Raw genomic sequence first — 17605 nt, 5'->3', positions numbered from 1 at the left:
GTTTAACAATTAAACTTCGCGTATATTCTAGCAAGATTTATATTTATCAGCAAATCTTATTTATAACCAAAATATTTTAAAACATCTAACTCTTTAGTTTCGTTCTCCATAGCAACTATATTTATAGGATTCTGCCAATTACGAACCCAAGTAAGCTGGCGCTTGGCAAGCTGACGTGTAGCTACTATACCCTTATTGACAAACTCATCATAGCTAATATCGCCATCAAGGTATTGCCATGCCTGACGATAACCAACACTTCTAATAGCTGTACTATTTATACTCAAATTTGGGTTATCTCTGAGCTTTTGTACTTCAGCTAAAAAACCTTGTACCAACATTTGCCTAAATCTAAGTTCAATATTTTTATGAAGTATTTTTCTATCATTTGGTACCAAAGCACATAATTTTAGCTCTTCTTCTAAGCCACCAATTTTAGATGTTTTGACAAGCTCAGAATATTTCTTACCAGTTATCATAATCACTTCAAGAGCTCGAAATATTCGCTGTTGGTCATTAGGGTTAATCTTTTGCGCTGATGCTGCATCGATTCTATTTAATTGCTGATATAGGTACGCTAAACCTTTTGCTTTTCTCTCTAGTTCAAGCGTTTGTCTTATCTCAGCATGAGATTCTGGTAGCGCAGATAAACCTTCTATCAAACCTTTGAAGTAAAGCATTGTACCACCAACAAGTAAAACTTCTTTACCTCTAGTCCATATCTCTTTTTTAAGAGTATTTACGCTTGATATAAAATCAGCAACCGAAAAATTCTCTATTGGTTCAATAATATCAATAAGATGATGCTTAATACCATCTTGCTCTTGTAGAGTTGGCTTAGCTGTACCAATATCCATACCTTTATAAACAAGAGATGAGTCGACACTAATAATTTCAGCATTGATTCTTTTAGCTAACGATATTGACAGTGAAGTTTTACCAGAAGCTGTCGGCCCAGCCAGACCATAGATTGAATTACTCATTTAGATATTTTTATAATTAACTTGAATTGGAATTTGTTGTTTAATTACCTGTAAATAGAAGTTTAGTTCTTCTTGTTTATAGGCATCGATAATTTGGCTAGGTACTTGAGCAGTTTTATTAGCTATTGATTCAACTTTAGTTACCTTATAGATATAGATATCACCATTATTAGACTGATAATCATGGTATTCATTATTACTATTAAACAATATATAGTCATTGAAATCTTTACTAAACGCTTGTGAATCACTATTTACTGTGGCTTGTTTAAAGCTTGTATCTACCTTCTTACCACTAGTTAAATCATCTAAAAGATTTTGTGCTTGATGTATAGCAAGTTGTTGTGATTTTTGTTCAATATACGCCTTTGAAATTTTATCTTTAATATCAGCTAGTTTTTGCTGAGTAGCTTCGACTGAGTTATCTACCTGATAAACCAAAAGCTGATTATCAGCTATAGCAACACTTGCATATTTACCTGAATTTACAAAAAACTGGCTATTAGCAACATTACCAATTGTCGTATCATTATTATCAATAATTGTAGCTGTTTTAACTTTGCCAAGTTGTTTCTCTAATTTAGCATATTTAATGCTATCAACATCTTGAGTGTACTCATTAAATTGCCCCAAAGCACGCCTATTTTGGATTATCTTTTGGATAGTAGCTTTAGTATTATCGTCAAAATCCTTGAAGAGCTCTTTATGAGTTTGATAATAAGCTTCTAACTCATCGTTATTGATGTTATTTTTTGTTATAAAATTATCTTTTGTAATTATGAAGTAGCTAATCGACTTTTGTGCTGGTTTTATATACTCATTTTTATGAGTATCATAATAGCTTTGTAAATCTTGCTGGCTTGGTTTAATTTGTGATTTAAAATCAGCTGGAGAAATCTTGAGATAGTCTACATACTTACTTACAGAATATATACTTGCAAGTGACTTATTCTCATAATCTGTAGTAAATGATGTAGCTAATATAGTCTTAGGAATTATTGTTGCTTGAATATTTTGAGCTAATATCTGCTCTAACCTATCCATACCACCTAAATATGCTACAACTTGCTTTAGCTTATCAGCAGAAAATTTACCATCTTTATCAAAGAACATTGGATTGGTAAATATTGCTGATTGTAGGGCTAGTTTTGACACTACAATATTGTGGCGTTGTGCATCAGCTAATAGCAAATACTGATCTATCATTTGAGCTAAAATAGCTTTCTTTTGTGCATCTGTAGTAGCATTTTGAGCATACTGTTGAAATTGTTGTGGGCTTATTTCAATATCGCCTACTTTAGCAACATACGCTCTGCTATTACCAATATTTGTAAAAAAGAATGTCATTCCCGAAATTACAAAAATAAAGCTTATTGAAATAACTATAATCCAAGTAAAAGGACCTTTAAGTCTATCATTAAAAGACTGTAACATTTTTTATTAACCTTAACTAATCACTAATTTAATTAACTTGTAAATATTATAGATAAAAAAAAGGCATACTGTTAAAAATATGCCTTTAAAAAAATTACTTTTTTGTAGATTTTTATTATTTCACAGCGTCTTTAAGACCTTTACCAGCTTTAAAGCTAGGAACTTTAGAAGCAGGAATCTTGATAGTTTCACCAGTTTTTGGGTTTCTGCCTTCTCTAGGGCTTCTTTCTTTTACCTGAAAAGTACCAAAACCTACTAGAGTTACGCTATCACCATTTTTCAAAGCCTTAGTTACTGCGGCAATAGTAGCATCTAAGGTGTTGCTAGCAACTTCTTTAGTAACATCTGCTTCTTTAGCTATAGCACTTACTAATTCACTCTTGTTCATGTTTTTAAACTCCTTTATTTTTATACAATTGACAAGTGTCATTTAACTTTATAACACTAAAAATGCGGTGTTTCAACATTTAAACATCAAAAAACTCTATCTAATACCTCTTTTATACTATTTACTGGGGTTATTTCAAGTTTTTCAAGTATTTCTTTGTCAATATCTGCAAGATTTTTGACATTTTGTTTAGGTATCAAAACTTCTTTGATTCCACCTCTTAATGCTGCTAGAAGCTTCTCTTTTAAACCACCTATAGCCAGCACTTCACCACGTAGTGTTACCTCACCTGTCATTGCAACATCATTTCTAACTGGCTTGTTTGTGTATACAGAAACTAAAGCAGTTGTCATCGCAATACCAGCACTTGGTCCATCTTTCGGTGTAGCTCCTTCAGGGACATGGATATGGACATCTTTTTTCTCATAAAAGTCATCTTCTAACTTATAATCCTTAGATATCGAGCGCATTACACTAAATGCTGCATCTATTGACTCTTTCATTACATTGCCTAGACTACCAGTATATTTAACTTTACCTTTGCCAGGCATTGCTAAAGCTTCTATAGTTAAGAGTTCACCACCAACTGATGTCCAAGCTAAACCTGTTACTTGACCGACTTTTGCTTTAGCATTTTTGACACCATAATCATATTGGTGTACCCCTAGGTAATTTTCTAGGTTTTTTTGTGTAATAGAAATTTTACCAGTATTTGGTTCTTTTAAGAGATTCTTAACTGCTTTACGACAGACACCATCTATCTTTTGCTGTAAATTTCTCACTCCTGCTTCCCTTGTATAATATCTAACAATATCGAGAATAGCTTTTGGTGTAAAATTAATTTCACTTTTAGTCAAGCCATTGTTCTCTAATGCTTTAGGTACTAAATACTGTTTTGCAATAGCTTGTTTTTCTATCTCTGTATAACCAGATAGATTAATAATTTCTAATCTGTCACGTAATGCTGGATCTATATCTAACGAGTTTGCTGTAGCAACAAACATTACCTTTGATAAATCGTAATCTATCTCAAGATAATGATCATTAAATGTACTATTTTGCTCTGGGTCAAGCACTTCTAAAAGCGCAGCAGATGGATCGCCTCTGAAATCAGATGAGATTTTATCTATTTCATCTAATAAGAAAAGAGGATTTCCTGTCTTTGATTTAATTATCTTTTGGATAATTTGACCTGGCATAGAACCTATGTAAGTGCGACGATGTCCCCTAATTTCTGACTCATCACGCACTCCACCTAATGCCATACGCACATACTCACGTCCTGTTGCTCTTGCAATCGAATGTCCTATAGATGTCTTACCAACACCTGGAGGCCCTACTAAGCATAGAATTGGCGCTTTAGTATTGCTATCTCTTTTAATCTGAACAGCCAAATGCTCTAGAATTCTTTCTTTAACTTTTTTGATACCATAGTGATCTTTTTCTAAAATTTTTTCAGCCAGGTTAATATCTCTTTTAACTTTTGCTCTCTTACCCCACGGCAGAGAAAGTATAGTCTCGATGTAGTTTCTCGAAACAGCTGACTCTGAAGAAGAAGGAGGCATTGCTTTAAGCTTCTTAAGCTCTTTTAAGCATTTTTCTTTTGCCTCTTTAGACATTTTAGTATGCTCAATTCTTTTTTTCAAAGCAGTTACTTCTGATTCTTCATCAGCTTCACCAAGCTCTTTATAAATAGCCTTGACCTGCTCATTTAGGTAATATTCACGCTGATTCTTATCAACTTGTGCTTTGACTCTATCTTTAATCTTAGCTTCTAGTTCTAATATTTCTAGCTCTTCATAAAGGTATGATAGAAGTAGTAAAGCCTTATTTTTTATATCTTTTGCTTCAAGGATCTTTTGTTTTTTAGCTATTTCTGTATTAAGAATAGTTGCGATTTCATAAATAAACTTATGCGGCTCTTCTGTATTTACCAGCGTAGCTAATGACTCTTTTGAAACTCTACCACTAATATCAACAAACCTTTTAAGTGAATCAGAAACTGATAATAAAATAGCCTTTAACTCTTTATCAACTTGACTAGGATCATAGTTATCGTCAACATGTAAACTAGCTAAATTTGCGTAGATACAACCATCAATCTCTTCATACTTAGCTACTAACCTTTTAGCAATACCTTCAACTATTATTTTCAAACTACCATCAGGAAGTTTCATAATCTGAACAACTTTAGCAAGTGTTGCAATATCATAGATGTTATCTACAACGTCGCCACCACTAGAGCCATTTTTTTGTGTAGCTAATAAAATATAATTATTATAATTATTTGATGCCTGTTTAACTGCCTCTATTGACTTTTTACGCCCAACATTAAGTGGAAGAGTCATCGATGGATAAATAACAACATCTCTTAAAGGAATAACAGGAACGACATCTAGGGCTTCTGACATAAAATTACATCCTCCTGTAAATTTTTAGATTATATCTTTTAATTGTTTTTGCTGTTGTGCTTTTGTCACTAAGATTGGTTGTTGTTGCTCTAGAATTACTTTGTCATTGATAATAACTTTTTCAATGTCTTCAGATGAAGGTACATGAAACATCACTTCAAGAAGTACATTTTCTAAAATAGTTCTTAGTCCTCTTGCACCTGTTTTTTTAACTATTGCTTTTTTAGCTATCTCAGCAAGAGCCTGATCAGTAAATTCAATACTTACATCATCAAACTTAAATAATTTAATATACTGTTTAATCAAAGCATTTTTAGGCTCTGTAAGAATTTTAATTAAATCTTGCTCCTTCAGTTCATTTAGAACTGTAACTATCGGTAAACGACCAATAAGTTCTGGAATAAGACCAAACCTAGTTAAATCTTCACTTTCAATCTTTTGCATTAACTTTTCTTTACCTAGGCTATTTTTTTGTTGAATAACATCAGCATTAAAACCAATACTAACCTTATCCATTCTGTGCTTAACAATCTTCTCAATACCTGAGAAAGCTCCTCCACAAATAAATAATATATCTGTAGTATCTACTTGGATCATATCTTGATTAGGATGTTTTCTACCACCTTTAGGAGGCACAGAAGAGACAGTACCTTCGATAAGCTTTAATAATGCCTGCTGCACACCTTCACCCGAGACATCACGAGTTATAGATGTGCTTTCTGATTTGCGTGCAATTTTATCTATCTCATCAATATAGATAATACCCTTTTGCGCCTTAGCAACATCAAAATCAGCATTTTGTAAAAGACGAACAATTATGTTCTCAACGTCATCACCAACATAACCAGCTTCAGTAAGAGTCGTAGCATCAGCAATAGCAAAAGGTACATTTAGTAACTTTGCTAAAGTTTGAGCAAATAGTGTCTTACCTGAACCTGTTGGTCCAAGTAGCAGTACATTACTTTTTTTAAGCTCAGTATCATCATCTTTTATTAAATTAGATGTGATTCTTTTGTAGTGATTGTATACAGCTACAGATAGTACTTTTTTAGCACCATCCTGACCAATGATATAATCATCTAAATATTTTTTGATTTCTACTGGCTTTGGTAACTTCTCAAATGAAACTTCCTCTGCAGCAGTACTACCAACACTAAGAATTTTTTCAGCGCATTTACTTACACATTCATTACAGATATTACCGTCTCTACCAGAGATAATATTTTTGACTTCCTGCTGTGATTTACCACAAAAAGAACAATATAGAATTTTAGCCATTTTTTAAATTAGACTTCCTTTACTTATTTAATAATTGCTTCACGAGATTCAATCACATGATCAATCAAACCATATGCTTTAGCTTCATCAGCCATCATAAAATTATCTCTGTCGGTATCTTTGACAATATTCTCTAGAGCCTGACCTGTATGGTGAGCTAGGACTTTATTTAGTCTTTCTTTGATACGCAAGATATTTTTTGCATGAATCTCAATATCGGATGCCTGACCTTTAAACCCCCCTAATGGTTGATGAATCATAATCTGTGAGCTTGGTAGACTATATCTTTTACCCTTAGCGCCACCAGCTAATAAAAGTGACCCCATACTAGCAGCCAAACCAATACAGATTGTACTTACATCAGGTTTGATAAACTGCATAGTATCATAGACACCCATACCAGCTGTAACCATGCCACCTGGAGAATTTATATAAAAGTAAATATCTTTATCAGGATCCTCTGACTCTAAAAATAACAGCTGCGCAATCACAAGATTAGCTGAATGATCATTTACCTCACCATTTAAAAAAACTATACGCTCTTTAAGCAGTCTTGAATAAATATCAAAAGCTCTCTCACCGCCAGCTGTTTTTTCAATTACGGTAGGAACCAAATTATTAGTTATCATTTATAACCTCTCTTTAAAAGCTAGCTTAGAAACCGGCTTGTTGAGCTTGCATATTTTCCTTAATAACCTCAAAGAAATCTTCTACTTTCTCTATTACTTTAGCTTGCTCTAATATCCAGTCTGTTAGCTTATTCTCTATAACTAGAGCTTTTAAGTTAGCCATTTCTTTATCATTTTTCTTGATTTGCTCTTTAGTTTTTTCTGGCTCTTCATAAGCTTGTACTAGCTCATTTAATAGGCTTTCAACTTCAGCATTTTCTGCCTTGAACTCTTGCGATTTTATAATGTTATTGAGAATTAGGCTAGTCTCTACTTTTTGCTTAGCATTTGCTTCAAATAAGTTATCTGGTAATTGATTAACATCAAAACCTTTTGCACCACCCATTTGCTTAATTAGATTTTGCTTAGCTGCATCAATTTCTCTCTTAATCAAAGACTTAGGTGTTTCAAACTCAGCAATTTCTCTTAAACCTTTGAAAATTTGATCTTTTACTTTTCTTTGTAGGATGAACTTAAGCTCACGCTGCATATTTTCTTTGATTTCATTTTCGAAAGTATCAACACCACCTTTTACACCAAACTTCTTGACAAACTCTTCGTTTACTTCTGGTAACTCAGCTTGTTGAATTTTCTTAACAGTAATATCAAAAGTAGCCTCGGCACCAGCAAGATCTTTGTTTTGGTAGTCTTGTGGGAAAGTTACAGTAATAGTCTTTTGCTCCCCTTTTTTCATACCGATAATACCATCTTCAAAGCCTGGAATCATTTGACCAGAACCGATGATAACATCTGTGTCATTTGCTGTACCACCTTGGAAAGCTTCGCCATCTTTCTTACCAACGAAATCTATCGTTACTTTATCATCTTTTTCTACTGCTTTGTCAATTTCTGAGAAAGTTGCAAACTGCTTTCTCAGGTTCTCGATCATTTGCTTAACTTCTTTATCAGTTAGTTCAACAACTGGCTTTTGAACTTCGATTTTCTCAAAACCAGTTACCTCAAACTCAGGGAAAAGCTCAAGATTAGCGACAAACTTAAGTGGCTGACCTTCTTTATTTTCTTTTAATTCAACTTCAATACCAGCAACTGCTAGCTTCTCATCTTGAATAGCTTTAGAGTATTTTTGAGGAATAAGATCAGAAATCACTTCCATACGGATTTGCTCGCCATACTTCTTCTTAACCATACCAGCAGGTACTTTACCTGGTCTAAAGCCATCCATCTTGATATTCTTTGCACTTCTATTGATTTCTTTTGAAACTACACTATCAATTTCATTTGCTGGTACTTCGATTAATAGTGAACAATGGATTCCTTCTTTTTTCTCTACAGTAACTTGCATTATTAAGTTTTCCTTTTTAATTATTTAACAATTTTCTAGTAGCAAATTTTAACTATCATCTACCAGATTGTCTATATGTTTATTATTAAATATATGACAAGCCAAAGCATTTATTGTAAAATCTAGCTATTTCCTACAATATTTTTGATGACTTATGGTAACTATAATTATAAGTGTTTGTTTACTAATCACACCTTTCATAATAGCATTTTTGCACTCAAGCATTATCTATGCCAAGCACTATGCAAACATCTACGCAAACTACTTTATAATCAGTAATATAAGTCTTTATACTTCTATCAATAGTTATACTTATTTAGTAGATGGGGATAGCATAAGTAAATTTCAAGGATGGATTTTCACTCCAGCTGTTTTTCAGATAGGAATCTTCCAATTAGCGTTATTTTTATTTTCACTTTTAGTACTATTTAAAAATAGTCAGTTTAAAGCTGCTTGCTTAATATTATTTGCTATTTATACGGTTCTAAATTCGCTAACACTATTTAGTGGCTCTGTATATAATTCAGCTGTTGAGGCGATATTTTTTGTAAATATTGCAGCTGCTGTGATTGCTTATGTTTTGTATAGGATATTAACTAGAAAAGTTTAAGATTTTTTCTAATCAAATATTAGCTTAGGTTATTTACTTCTATTGAAGTGATGACATTTAGGTCGAGATAATTTGCCAAGTAATTCATTACACCAAACAAATTATTTTTTAAAATCAGAATCTACCTAAAGACTCGCAAAATAAACATTTAGTTAATCAAAATATCAGGTTATAAGAGAGTTAAAAACAATGCCCTAAAACAAAAAAGTTTGATCCACTAGAGTTAACTGCTGTTATAGCTACAGAAAATAACCCAACTACAGGTGAAAAGCCAATAGAATGGATACTCTTGACTAGTAATAAATATAAAGAGTAGCTCACAAGCAATAAATATAGTCGAGTATTACTTAAGTAAATGGTGGAATTTTAGCAGAAAGTTCAACAGCTCTATAATCAGAATTATTTCCTTGATATCCTATTTTTAAAAATTTGTCAGCCTGCGATAGAACTCTTTAGCTTGTGAATACAAGAATAAAGCTTGGTAAGTGATGAGCTTTATTTATGGCAAAAAATGTGAAATACTCATCTATGAAAAGACTTTTTTAATAAACGAAGGATTTGCGAAAAGGATAATTTGAAGTCAAAAAAACCACAAAATTTTATGGCTTCATATGAACCTTAAGCTGACTGCAACAGAAATTTTAAAAAGTTCAGCTTTGATACAATCAATAATTAATTTAACATTCCAAAAAAACATGAAAGAAATTAAAGTTTTGGTGATGGGAAGCGCACTTATTTATCTGGGTTTAATTAATTTTAGTTATGGCATGCAAAAAGCCTCAACACCAAGTTATTTACCCGTAAAATCTAATGTTACAAAACTCTATTTTTTGCATGTAAGTATTGTTATTGATTATAGTAATCAAAATAAAGGAAAATACAAAAAACTATCTCAAACACTGAAAACTAAAAGGTCTCTAAACGATATCAATAAGTTTTTACGCCATAATCCAAACATTGATTTGGTTATCGCAAACCAATTGCTTCACAAACTATCATTTATTTCGTATAAAGATTGTAAATCTTTATTTCAATTAATAAAATATCCTGACAAATATACTTATAACACTTTTATCAAAGCTGCTGGCAGAAATGGTGAGTTTAAACTAGCAATACAAACTTTTAATGATGCTAAGCAGAAGAAACAAGTAAATGTGGTGACTTATGCCAGTTTTATTGACACTGCTGGCAAAAATGGTGAGTTTGAACAAGCACTACAAGCATTTGAAGAAGCTAAGGATTATGAACTAGCAAATGCGGTGACTTATGCCAGTTTTATTGACGCTGCTGGCAGAAATGGTGAGTTTAAACAAGCATTACAAGCATTTAATGATGCTAAGCGTTATAAACTAGCAGATGCGGTGACTTATGCTAGCTTTATTAATGCTGCTGGAAAAATGGTGAGTTTAAACAAGCACTACAAGCATTTGATGAAGCTAAGGATGATAAACTAGTAGATGCGGTGACTTATAACAGCTTTATTGATGCTGCTGGCAAAAATGGTGAGTTTGAACAAGCCCAAAAAGCATTTGATCAAGCTAAGGATGATAAACTAGTAGATGCGGTGACTTATGCTAGCTTTATTGATGCTGCTGGCAGAAATGGTGAGTTTAAACAAGCACTACAAGCATTTAATGATGCTAAGCGTTATAAACTAGCAGATGCGGTGACTTATGCTAGCTTTATTAATGCTGCTGGCAAAAATGGTGAGTTTAAACAAGCACTACAAGCATTTGAAGAAGCTAAAGATTATAAACTAGCAGATGCAGTGACTTATAACAGCTTTATTGATGCTGCTGGCAAAAACGGTGAATTTAAACAAGCTCAACAAGCATTTAAAAAAGCTAAGCAGAAGAAACTAGCAAATGCGGTGACTTATAACAGCTTTATTGATGTATTAATGAATTCTAATTTACCTGAAAATAAAAAAACACAAGAAGCAGAGACATTAGCACAACAGTATCTCTACCCTAACATTGATAAATGGTATGAAAGAGGCATAATTGACTTACATGGTCAAAATGAAAGTACCACAGGCTTAATTTTAAGACATTATTTAAAAGAAAAACACTTTACTGGTCAACAAAAAACCATAACATTCATTACTGGCAAAGGTATTCATTCCAAAGATAATGAGAGTATCGTTAGAAATACTTTTTTAAAGTTCTGTAAGGAAAACAAGGTAAAATATATTAAAATTGATAATAATCAAGGGATTTTTATCATCAAGCTTAAAAGTTCTGTCGCAAACTGACAAATGTTTAAAAATTGGCTACAGTTTGTATCATAAAAACAGTTGATTTAATATGAATATATAAAAATCATAAAGAGGCACCATGGCCGAAGTCTTTTTTATCTTAAGTCTTTGTATAACGCTAATGATGAGCAGCTAGTAAATACTTGAAAAAAAATCCCTACTGGCAATATTTCTGTGGAGAAAGATACTTTAAGCATCTAAAAGTTTATTCAACTTTATAAACTTATTATCCTTACCTAATTCCTAAAAAATAAAAAAACCATTTTAAAAAAATATAAATACTTACAATATCTATATTTTATTTCTGGGAGCATTAAACCAATAATCTTTTATTTTTATAAAATTGTGCTAAATTTATAACACATAATGTCATTGTGAGATAGGAAAATTGGGTAATTTTACGGACCTCTATAATAAAAAATCAGCAGAAGCTGTAATAATACAATCAATGAAAAATATTGCTGATGAGCTAAAAAAGTTAGACGAAAGGTTAGAAAAGTTTGAAAAAGATTTTTTTGTAGGTATTCAGATAGAAAAAAATGCCAAAGACCAAAAATATGCTTTAGGTTCAGCCATCGCTAAGATGGCTGCAGCTCCTGTTTGTTTTATCCCTTTTGTTGGACCGATAGTTGGAACTGTATTAAGTGGTGTCGCGGCTTATATTTCTCCGAACAGCTCAAGCTTTAATCTTGGAGCGGATGTTTTTGCTGCAGTAAATAGAGCAGATATAAATAATTTTTCAATGAATAATGTTATAAATCCTCTCTTAGCTCTTATGTCTGGGGGATTTGATAAAAGCAATAATCCAAAAAATTCTTATCTTAGTGAGTCTGTAGGTAGACTAGTATGGATATATGGAGATTCTATTGATGCTGTTGCTAATCTCTATAAGACCGGATTACAAGTAGGAAATTTTCAACAAGCTATTAAATTAATAGGTAAACTAGATGCTGCAACTACAGCTGAAAAATACCAAATAGCTATAGAAGAAAATGTAAAACAGACCACAAAGTCAATGCTTAATGATCGAGCTACTTTCTTGCCATTAATTTTTTGGAAATTATGTGACTCTAAAGATATTAAAGGTCATGGAACAACTCTTATGAATTCACTTGATTTAAGAGAAGATAAAGACTTTGAAAAATGGGTGAAAGTTACTGATGCTAAATCTATGCTTAGTGGATCTGATATTGATACAAAAGTTTTGAGTGATTTTGCTAGACAGACATGGGGGAGCAAATACAGAGGCTTAGCCAAACAAGATTTTCAAGGAATAGAAACCTATAGAGAAATATTTAAAGATAATGAAGATAGAGCTGTAACCCCTATTTATATAGAGAAACTTAGGCTTTTTGCTTATAGACAAAGATTCAGTGAGTCTCTTAAGAGAGATATTGAGAGTAACTTCCTAAAGTTAATAAAACAATATGATAAAAAATATGACTCCTCTGAAAAGCTATTTGACGAAAACTTTTATGCAGATAAAATAAATAAAATGCATGATTGTACGTCACTTACAATATCATCACTCTCGATTACAAGTGGGGACCAATTTAGAAGAAGAATTGTGTACTCGTGGTATTGCTTTCACCAAATATTGCAAATACACTTGGGAACTTTTATAATATCATCTTTACCAACTCTTGGTATAGATGCTGCTGCAGATGTTAGGGTTATGTTTGCAATTATTGATGCAACATCTACAGCATGGTGGGCAACCACTAGAGCATTTAATGCTTCCAAAAGAATAGATGCTAAAAGCCTAGATCCTAGTTTTAGAATACAACCAAAAACTTTATTGAAGTTACCATATATTGGTAAATATTTTGATCCAGTAAATATATTTTATAATTACCTTATTCAATTTCCAGAATACCAAGAAAATTATGAAGAAGCAAATAAACACTTGCAAAATAGCATAGAAAACATTAAAATTAAATTAATTAAAATTTCCATTAATGAACTAATGCCAGGAAATAATAATAACTATATCGAGAATTTACGTGACATTTTTATTAAGGACTACATAGATTTATATTCTAATCTATTGACTAAAGAAAATTATGATAAAGCTATAAATAATATAAATAAAATTACTAACAAAACAGGTATAAGTAGCTACAATAAAGATTTTAGTCAAAGATATGACCAAATACTAAATAAAAACCCAATACCTTCTTCCTCACCAAATGAAGATCTAAAAACTAAGTATTCGAAACTAATCACACCTGATCACAACCCTATAAGTTTTGATGATAATGAGCTTATAGAAAACATAGTAAATATGCATATGGGATCGTTAGTAAATGCTGATTCACCAAACGAGTTTACCCAGGCAGAATTTAATAGATCTGTAGTTAGAGCATTTAAAAGCTTAATAAAATATATCAATAAAAAAGGATCATTATGACTACCTATATTAGTTACTAAATGAATTTATTCTGCATAAAATAATTTTTCTTAGGTTAAGTTCTTTAGTGTTTTTATTGGTTATTTTCAGGCATAAAGTAAAACTTTTTGTGGAGAATGAAAGTATATAACTAAAATTTAAGTATTGTGTATAATTTCGCCAATTATATTATCAAAAAACCAAAAATCGTCATCAACTAAGTTACTAAAACTATTTATTAATAGGTTGTCAAATTCTATATTTTAGTAACTACTATTTTGTAATTATATAGCTATTATTCATACACACCATCTTTCCAATGCTTACGACATACAGAGACATATTTGGTATCTACCTCTTTAAGTGAATCATCATCAACCACTATAGGATTACCTTGTTTTATCGCTTTACCATTCTGCACCATCATGTTAAAACTTGCCTTTTTACCGCAATGACAAATTGTTTTGACCTCTTCAAGAGTATCTGCAATAGCCAAAAGTAGTGCTGCTGTCTCAAATGGCTGTCCCAAATAATTCGTGCGTAGACCATAACAAATCACCGGGATATTTAGTTCATCGACTATATCAGCCAGATGCCAAATCTGTTGTTGAGTGAAAAAATGAATTTCATCTATCAAAACACAATCTACCTTATCTCTACAATTATAATTTTTGACAAATTCAAAGATGTTGTCTCTGTCAGTCAGTGAGTAAGCATCTTGATCTATACCTATGCGTGATTTGACCTTATTCAAACCCGCTCTTTTATCAATCGCTGATGTCAAAACTAGAGGCTTTCTACCTCTATCTTCATAATTATAGGCAACTTTTAAAAGATCTAGTGTCTTACCAGCATCCATTGCCGAATATCTAAAATATAATTTTGCCACTGCTAAAGCCCTCTACTATTCCCAGCTACCATACATCGGATTTGGGAAAATATAATATCTCTTACCAAAAACAGCATACTTATTATTAACAACATTACGCATATTTTTTTGCGTCATCTGAGGAAAATCTTGAATATTATCACCAAAATAAGCTATCACCACATGTGCTGGGAGCTTTTTAGTAACTATGATATCATCAGTGTATTTACCTGATTTGACCGCTTCAAATCTTGAATTTTTGTCCTTTGGATTTTTAGCATTCTCATTATAGAATAAAATCTGATCGTAATAAATGCCTTCTTTAGTAAGGTTTTCTTCTGTTGCTTCGATCATTTTATCATCTAAACCATAGCGATTAGTTACAAAGCTTACATATCCACCTAGTTTATGGACAAGTTTAGTTAATTTAGCAGCACCAGGTAAACCTTTTACTTTTTGCTCAATTACACTTCTTCTAAACTCTTCTTCACTATAATTATAGTTTTTATAATTATCATACTCTTGCCATGAATTATCTAAAGTTGTTTCATCAACGTCTAAGATAACGCCCCATGTACCTTTTTCTAGTTGCTCTTTTTTAACCTGATGCTTTATCCTATGTGCCGCTAAATTATAGATCTCTAGATAGATTGCTCTTTTTTCATCTGAATCATGATACCACTTGACACCATCAATATTTACACTGTCACATCTAGCTGCATAAGCTGTAATAAAACAAAACTGCAGAATAAACACAAAAATTAATATTATTTTTCTCATCGATATTTCTAAGTTCTTTTTCTTATGATATTGATACCATGACGAATAGGTAAGACTAATGTTTCTAGATCATCGCGTTGATTTACATATTTATTAAAATTGTCTAGGGCTTTAGCGCGCTTGTCTTGAGGTTGCAAAACCTCACCTCGCCAGAGGATGTCATCGACTATGATTACACCAGCATCAGCTAGTTTAGTCACTAAAATGTCGAAATATTCTTGTGTCTGTTTTTTATCAGCATCAATAAAAGCAATATCTATTTGATTTGGTAAAGTTGGTAAGATGTCTATAGCATTACCTTGGCAATATTCAATATTTGGATATTTAGCAATGAACTTTTTTGCAAGCTGCTCACCTACCTGATTAGGTCTATCTATAGTATAAACTTTAGTACCTGGCGCAGCCTCAGCCATCGCAATTGCAGACATCGCTGTAAATGTGCCAACATCAACACACACTTTCGCCCTAGTAGCAAAAACAAAAAATTGTAGTAATTTAGTAACTATCTTCCCTGAAAGCATTTGTGCACCGTGAATATTTTCGCGGGTGTAATCGCTTAGCTGTTTGAGATTATCTGATAAATCGCTAGTATGCTCAAGACAATATTGCCAAATATTATCTTGTGTAAATTGATTTTGCCTCATCGAAATTAACATCTTAAAAAAGCTCTGTGTATTTTGCATTAATCAAGCGAATTAGTCTAGTCTCTAAGGGTGCTTTTAGTTAAATTTTGTGGTAGAATTTTGGAGCATTTTACTATAACTAACCTCTTATACCTTCAGGATAAGAGCTTAAAAATATAACTTAATGAAATCGTGCCAAGATTAGCACAAATCAATTATGTGTATTTTTATATATTTTAATAGTAATTTAGCTATACTACAAAAATAAAGGATTTTGAGTAAATGAAAGAACAAAAAAAAGTTTTCATAAAAACTTTGGGTTGCCAAATGAATGAATATGACTCTGCTAGAATGCATGAGGTTTTAAATGAGCATTTTCATACTGTAAAAACAAATGATTATAAAGATGCAGATATCATCCTAATTAATACTTGCTCTATCAGAGAAAAGGCTCAAGAAAAAGTATTCCATGAGCTTGGAAGATGGAAAGGCCTTAAGAAAACTAACGAAGATCTAATAATCGGTGTCGGTGGTTGTGTTGCTTCACAAGAAGGTGAAAATATTATCAAAAGAGCTCCTTTCGTTGATCTAGTCTTTGGTCCACAAACTATTCATAGACTTCCAGAGATGATTAAGCAAAAGCAAAAAACTCAACAATCACAAGTTGATATATCATTTCCTGAGGTTGAAAAATTTGACTATCTACCAGAGCCAAAAGCTGAAGGTGCTAAAGCGTATGTATCTATTATGGAAGGTTGTGATAAATACTGTTCATTCTGTATAGTACCATATACACGCGGCCCAGAAGTAAATAGACCATTTGAAGACGTCTTAGCAGAGTGTGCTATCTTAGCAGAGCAAGGCGTAAAAGAAATCACCCTACTTGGACAGAATGTCAACCACTACTTAGGCCCAATGAAGAATGGTCAAACAGCAGATCTTGCTTTGCTAATTCATTTCATCGCTGAGATAGATGGTATTGAGAGAATTAGATTTACTACTTCACACCCAGTTGAGTTTTCACAAAACTTAATCGATGCTTATGCGACTGTACCAAAGCTTGCTAACCACTTACATTTACCAGTGCAACATGGTTCAGATAAAATTCTTATCAATATGAAAAGAAACCACACCATACTAGAGTTTAAACAAAAAATTAGGAAACTAAGAGCAATCCGTCCAGATATTACAATTTCATCTGATTTTATCGTTGGTTTTCCTGGTGAGACAGAAGAAGATTTCCAAAAACTACTAAACTTAGTAAAAGAAGTCAACTTTGATCAATCATTTAGCTTTATCTATAGTAAGCGCCCTGGTACTCCAGCAGCTGATTTACCAGATGACACTCCTATGGAAATCAAAAAAGATCGTCTTAAGAGACTACAAGATTTACTAAATAGTAATGCTCAAATTATCTCTAGACAAATGGTTGACACCAACCAGAGAATTCTAGTCGAAGGAACATCTAAAAAAGATGATAATATTCTTGCTGGAAGAACAGAGAATAACAGAGTTGTAAACTTTAAAGGTAATAAATCTTTGATTGGTCAGCTTGCTATGGTTAAAATAACTGAAAGCTTACCAAATTCTCTAAGAGGGGAACTTATTTAATC

General features: G+C 32.3%; 15 protein-coding genes and 1 pseudogene. 6 read left to right on the top strand and 10 right to left on the bottom strand.

Features of this window, described 5'->3' with window-relative positions:
* Window positions 1-56: 56 nt before the first annotated feature.
* The 7 genes from miaA to tig all read right to left on the bottom strand — a co-directional run bounded on the left by miaA (window position 57) and on the right by tig (window position 8465).
* Window positions 57-983 (bottom strand): tRNA (adenosine(37)-N6)-dimethylallyltransferase MiaA, encoded by a 927-nt coding sequence (gene miaA / locus CGC45_RS03680; RefSeq protein ID WP_071629010.1) that lies wholly within the window; start codon window positions 981-983, stop codon window positions 57-59.
* Window positions 984-2417 carry a peptidylprolyl isomerase gene (locus CGC45_RS03675; protein WP_071629009.1) on the bottom strand — a complete coding sequence of 478 codons (1434 nt, stop codon included), beginning with the start codon at window positions 2415-2417 and terminating at the stop codon, window positions 984-986.
* Between the two features lie 115 nt (window positions 2418-2532).
* Complete coding sequence (locus CGC45_RS03670) at window positions 2533-2805, bottom strand: HU family DNA-binding protein (protein WP_003034128.1); 273 nt, start codon at window positions 2803-2805, stop codon at window positions 2533-2535.
* A gap of 86 nt (window positions 2806-2891) precedes the next feature.
* Window positions 2892-5216 carry an endopeptidase La gene (lon, locus tag CGC45_RS03665; RefSeq protein WP_071629008.1) on the bottom strand — a complete coding sequence of 775 codons (2325 nt, stop codon included), beginning with the start codon at window positions 5214-5216 and terminating at the stop codon, window positions 2892-2894.
* 24 nt (window positions 5217-5240) lie between these two features.
* Window positions 5241-6494 (bottom strand): ATP-dependent Clp protease ATP-binding subunit ClpX, encoded by a 1254-nt coding sequence (gene clpX, locus CGC45_RS03660; protein WP_071629007.1) that lies wholly within the window; start codon window positions 6492-6494, stop codon window positions 5241-5243.
* A 23-nt stretch (window positions 6495-6517) separates the two neighbouring features.
* Window positions 6518-7123 (bottom strand): ATP-dependent Clp endopeptidase proteolytic subunit ClpP, encoded by a 606-nt coding sequence (gene clpP, locus CGC45_RS03655; protein ID WP_071629006.1) that lies wholly within the window; start codon window positions 7121-7123, stop codon window positions 6518-6520.
* Between the two features lie 25 nt (window positions 7124-7148).
* Window positions 7149-8465: a trigger factor gene (gene tig, locus CGC45_RS03650; protein ID WP_071629005.1), complete on the bottom strand. Its 1317-nt coding sequence runs from the start codon at window positions 8463-8465 to the stop codon at window positions 7149-7151.
* A gap of 154 nt (window positions 8466-8619) precedes the next feature.
* Here tig and CGC45_RS03645 point away from each other — a divergent pair, with 154 nt between their 5' ends.
* From CGC45_RS03645 to CGC45_RS03630, 5 genes and pseudogenes are all read left to right on the top strand, one after another.
* Window positions 8620-9075, top strand: coding sequence for a DUF6790 family protein (locus tag CGC45_RS03645; protein WP_071629004.1), 456 nt, complete (start codon window positions 8620-8622; stop codon window positions 9073-9075).
* A 695-nt stretch (window positions 9076-9770) separates the two neighbouring features.
* Entirely contained in the window at window positions 9771-10529 is a 759-nt protein-coding gene (locus CGC45_RS03640; protein ID WP_162790174.1) for a pentatricopeptide repeat-containing protein, read from the top strand.
* 8 nt (window positions 10530-10537) lie between these two features.
* The gene (locus CGC45_RS03635; protein WP_071629002.1) at window positions 10538-11329 is read left to right on the top strand and encodes a hypothetical protein; all 792 of its coding nucleotides are present in this window, start codon (window positions 10538-10540) and stop codon (window positions 11327-11329) included.
* Window positions 11330-11422: 93 nt separating this feature from the next.
* Window positions 11423-11529: pseudogene (locus tag CGC45_RS09295) on the top strand (transposase); the annotation flags it as partial.
* A gap of 191 nt (window positions 11530-11720) precedes the next feature.
* A complete protein-coding gene (locus CGC45_RS03630; protein WP_071629001.1) occupies window positions 11721-13742 on the top strand; it encodes a hypothetical protein in 2022 nt (673 codons plus the stop codon).
* A gap of 274 nt (window positions 13743-14016) precedes the next feature.
* On the opposite strand, the gene CGC45_RS03625 is transcribed toward CGC45_RS03630, so the two are convergent.
* Genes CGC45_RS03625 through CGC45_RS03615 form a run of 3 tightly spaced genes read right to left on the bottom strand, consistent with a single transcriptional unit; the run spans window position 14017 to window position 16052 of the window.
* Window positions 14017-14610, bottom strand: a complete 594-nt coding sequence (locus CGC45_RS03625; RefSeq protein ID WP_071629000.1) for a thymidine kinase — start codon at window positions 14608-14610, stop codon at window positions 14017-14019.
* A gap of 15 nt (window positions 14611-14625) precedes the next feature.
* Window positions 14626-15369 carry an HAD family acid phosphatase gene (locus tag CGC45_RS03620; RefSeq protein ID WP_071628999.1) on the bottom strand — a complete coding sequence of 248 codons (744 nt, stop codon included), beginning with the start codon at window positions 15367-15369 and terminating at the stop codon, window positions 14626-14628.
* A gap of 8 nt (window positions 15370-15377) precedes the next feature.
* A complete protein-coding gene (locus CGC45_RS03615; protein WP_071628998.1) occupies window positions 15378-16052 on the bottom strand; it encodes an O-methyltransferase in 675 nt (224 codons plus the stop codon).
* A 222-nt stretch (window positions 16053-16274) separates the two neighbouring features.
* Between CGC45_RS03615 and miaB the strand changes: the two genes are divergently transcribed.
* Window positions 16275-17603, top strand: coding sequence for a tRNA (N6-isopentenyl adenosine(37)-C2)-methylthiotransferase MiaB (gene miaB, locus CGC45_RS03610; RefSeq protein ID WP_071628997.1), 1329 nt, complete (start codon window positions 16275-16277; stop codon window positions 17601-17603).
* Window positions 17604-17605 lie beyond the last annotated feature (2 nt).

The sequence above is a fragment of the Francisella opportunistica genome, from assembly GCF_003347135.1.
GTDB lineage: Bacteria > Pseudomonadota > Gammaproteobacteria > Francisellales > Francisellaceae > Francisella > Francisella opportunistica.
The sequence above is the reverse complement of the archived record's forward strand: the minus strand, read 5'-3'. Positions and strand labels throughout refer to the sequence as shown.

Bases quoted from the DNA above. Each gene is read 5' to 3' on its own strand.
- lon (WP_071629008.1), bottom strand. From the start codon at position 5,216: ATGTCAGAAGCCCTAGATGTCGTTCCTGTTATTCCTTTAAGAGATGTT.
- CGC45_RS03615 (WP_071628998.1), bottom strand. From the start codon at position 16,052: ATGCAAAATACACAGAGCTTTTTTAAGATGTTAATTTCGATGAGGCAA.
- clpP (WP_071629006.1), bottom strand. From the start codon at position 7,123: ATGATAACTAATAATTTGGTTCCTACCGTAATTGAAAAAACAGCTGGC.
- tig (WP_071629005.1), bottom strand. From the start codon at position 8,465: ATGCAAGTTACTGTAGAGAAAAAAGAAGGAATCCATTGTTCACTATTA.
- miaA (WP_071629010.1), bottom strand. From the start codon at position 983: ATGAGTAATTCAATCTATGGTCTGGCTGGGCCGACAGCTTCTGGTAAA.
- CGC45_RS03675 (WP_071629009.1), bottom strand. From the start codon at position 2,417: ATGTTACAGTCTTTTAATGATAGACTTAAAGGTCCTTTTACTTGGATT.
- CGC45_RS03620 (WP_071628999.1), bottom strand. From the start codon at position 15,369: ATGAGAAAAATAATATTAATTTTTGTGTTTATTCTGCAGTTTTGTTTT.
- CGC45_RS03645 (WP_071629004.1), top strand. From the start codon at position 8,620: ATGGTAACTATAATTATAAGTGTTTGTTTACTAATCACACCTTTCATA.
- clpX (WP_071629007.1), bottom strand. From the start codon at position 6,494: ATGGCTAAAATTCTATATTGTTCTTTTTGTGGTAAATCACAGCAGGAA.
- CGC45_RS03670 (WP_003034128.1), bottom strand. From the start codon at position 2,805: ATGAACAAGAGTGAATTAGTAAGTGCTATAGCTAAAGAAGCAGATGTT.
- CGC45_RS03640 (WP_162790174.1), top strand. From the start codon at position 9,771: ATGAAAGAAATTAAAGTTTTGGTGATGGGAAGCGCACTTATTTATCTG.
- miaB (WP_071628997.1), top strand. From the start codon at position 16,275: ATGAAAGAACAAAAAAAAGTTTTCATAAAAACTTTGGGTTGCCAAATG.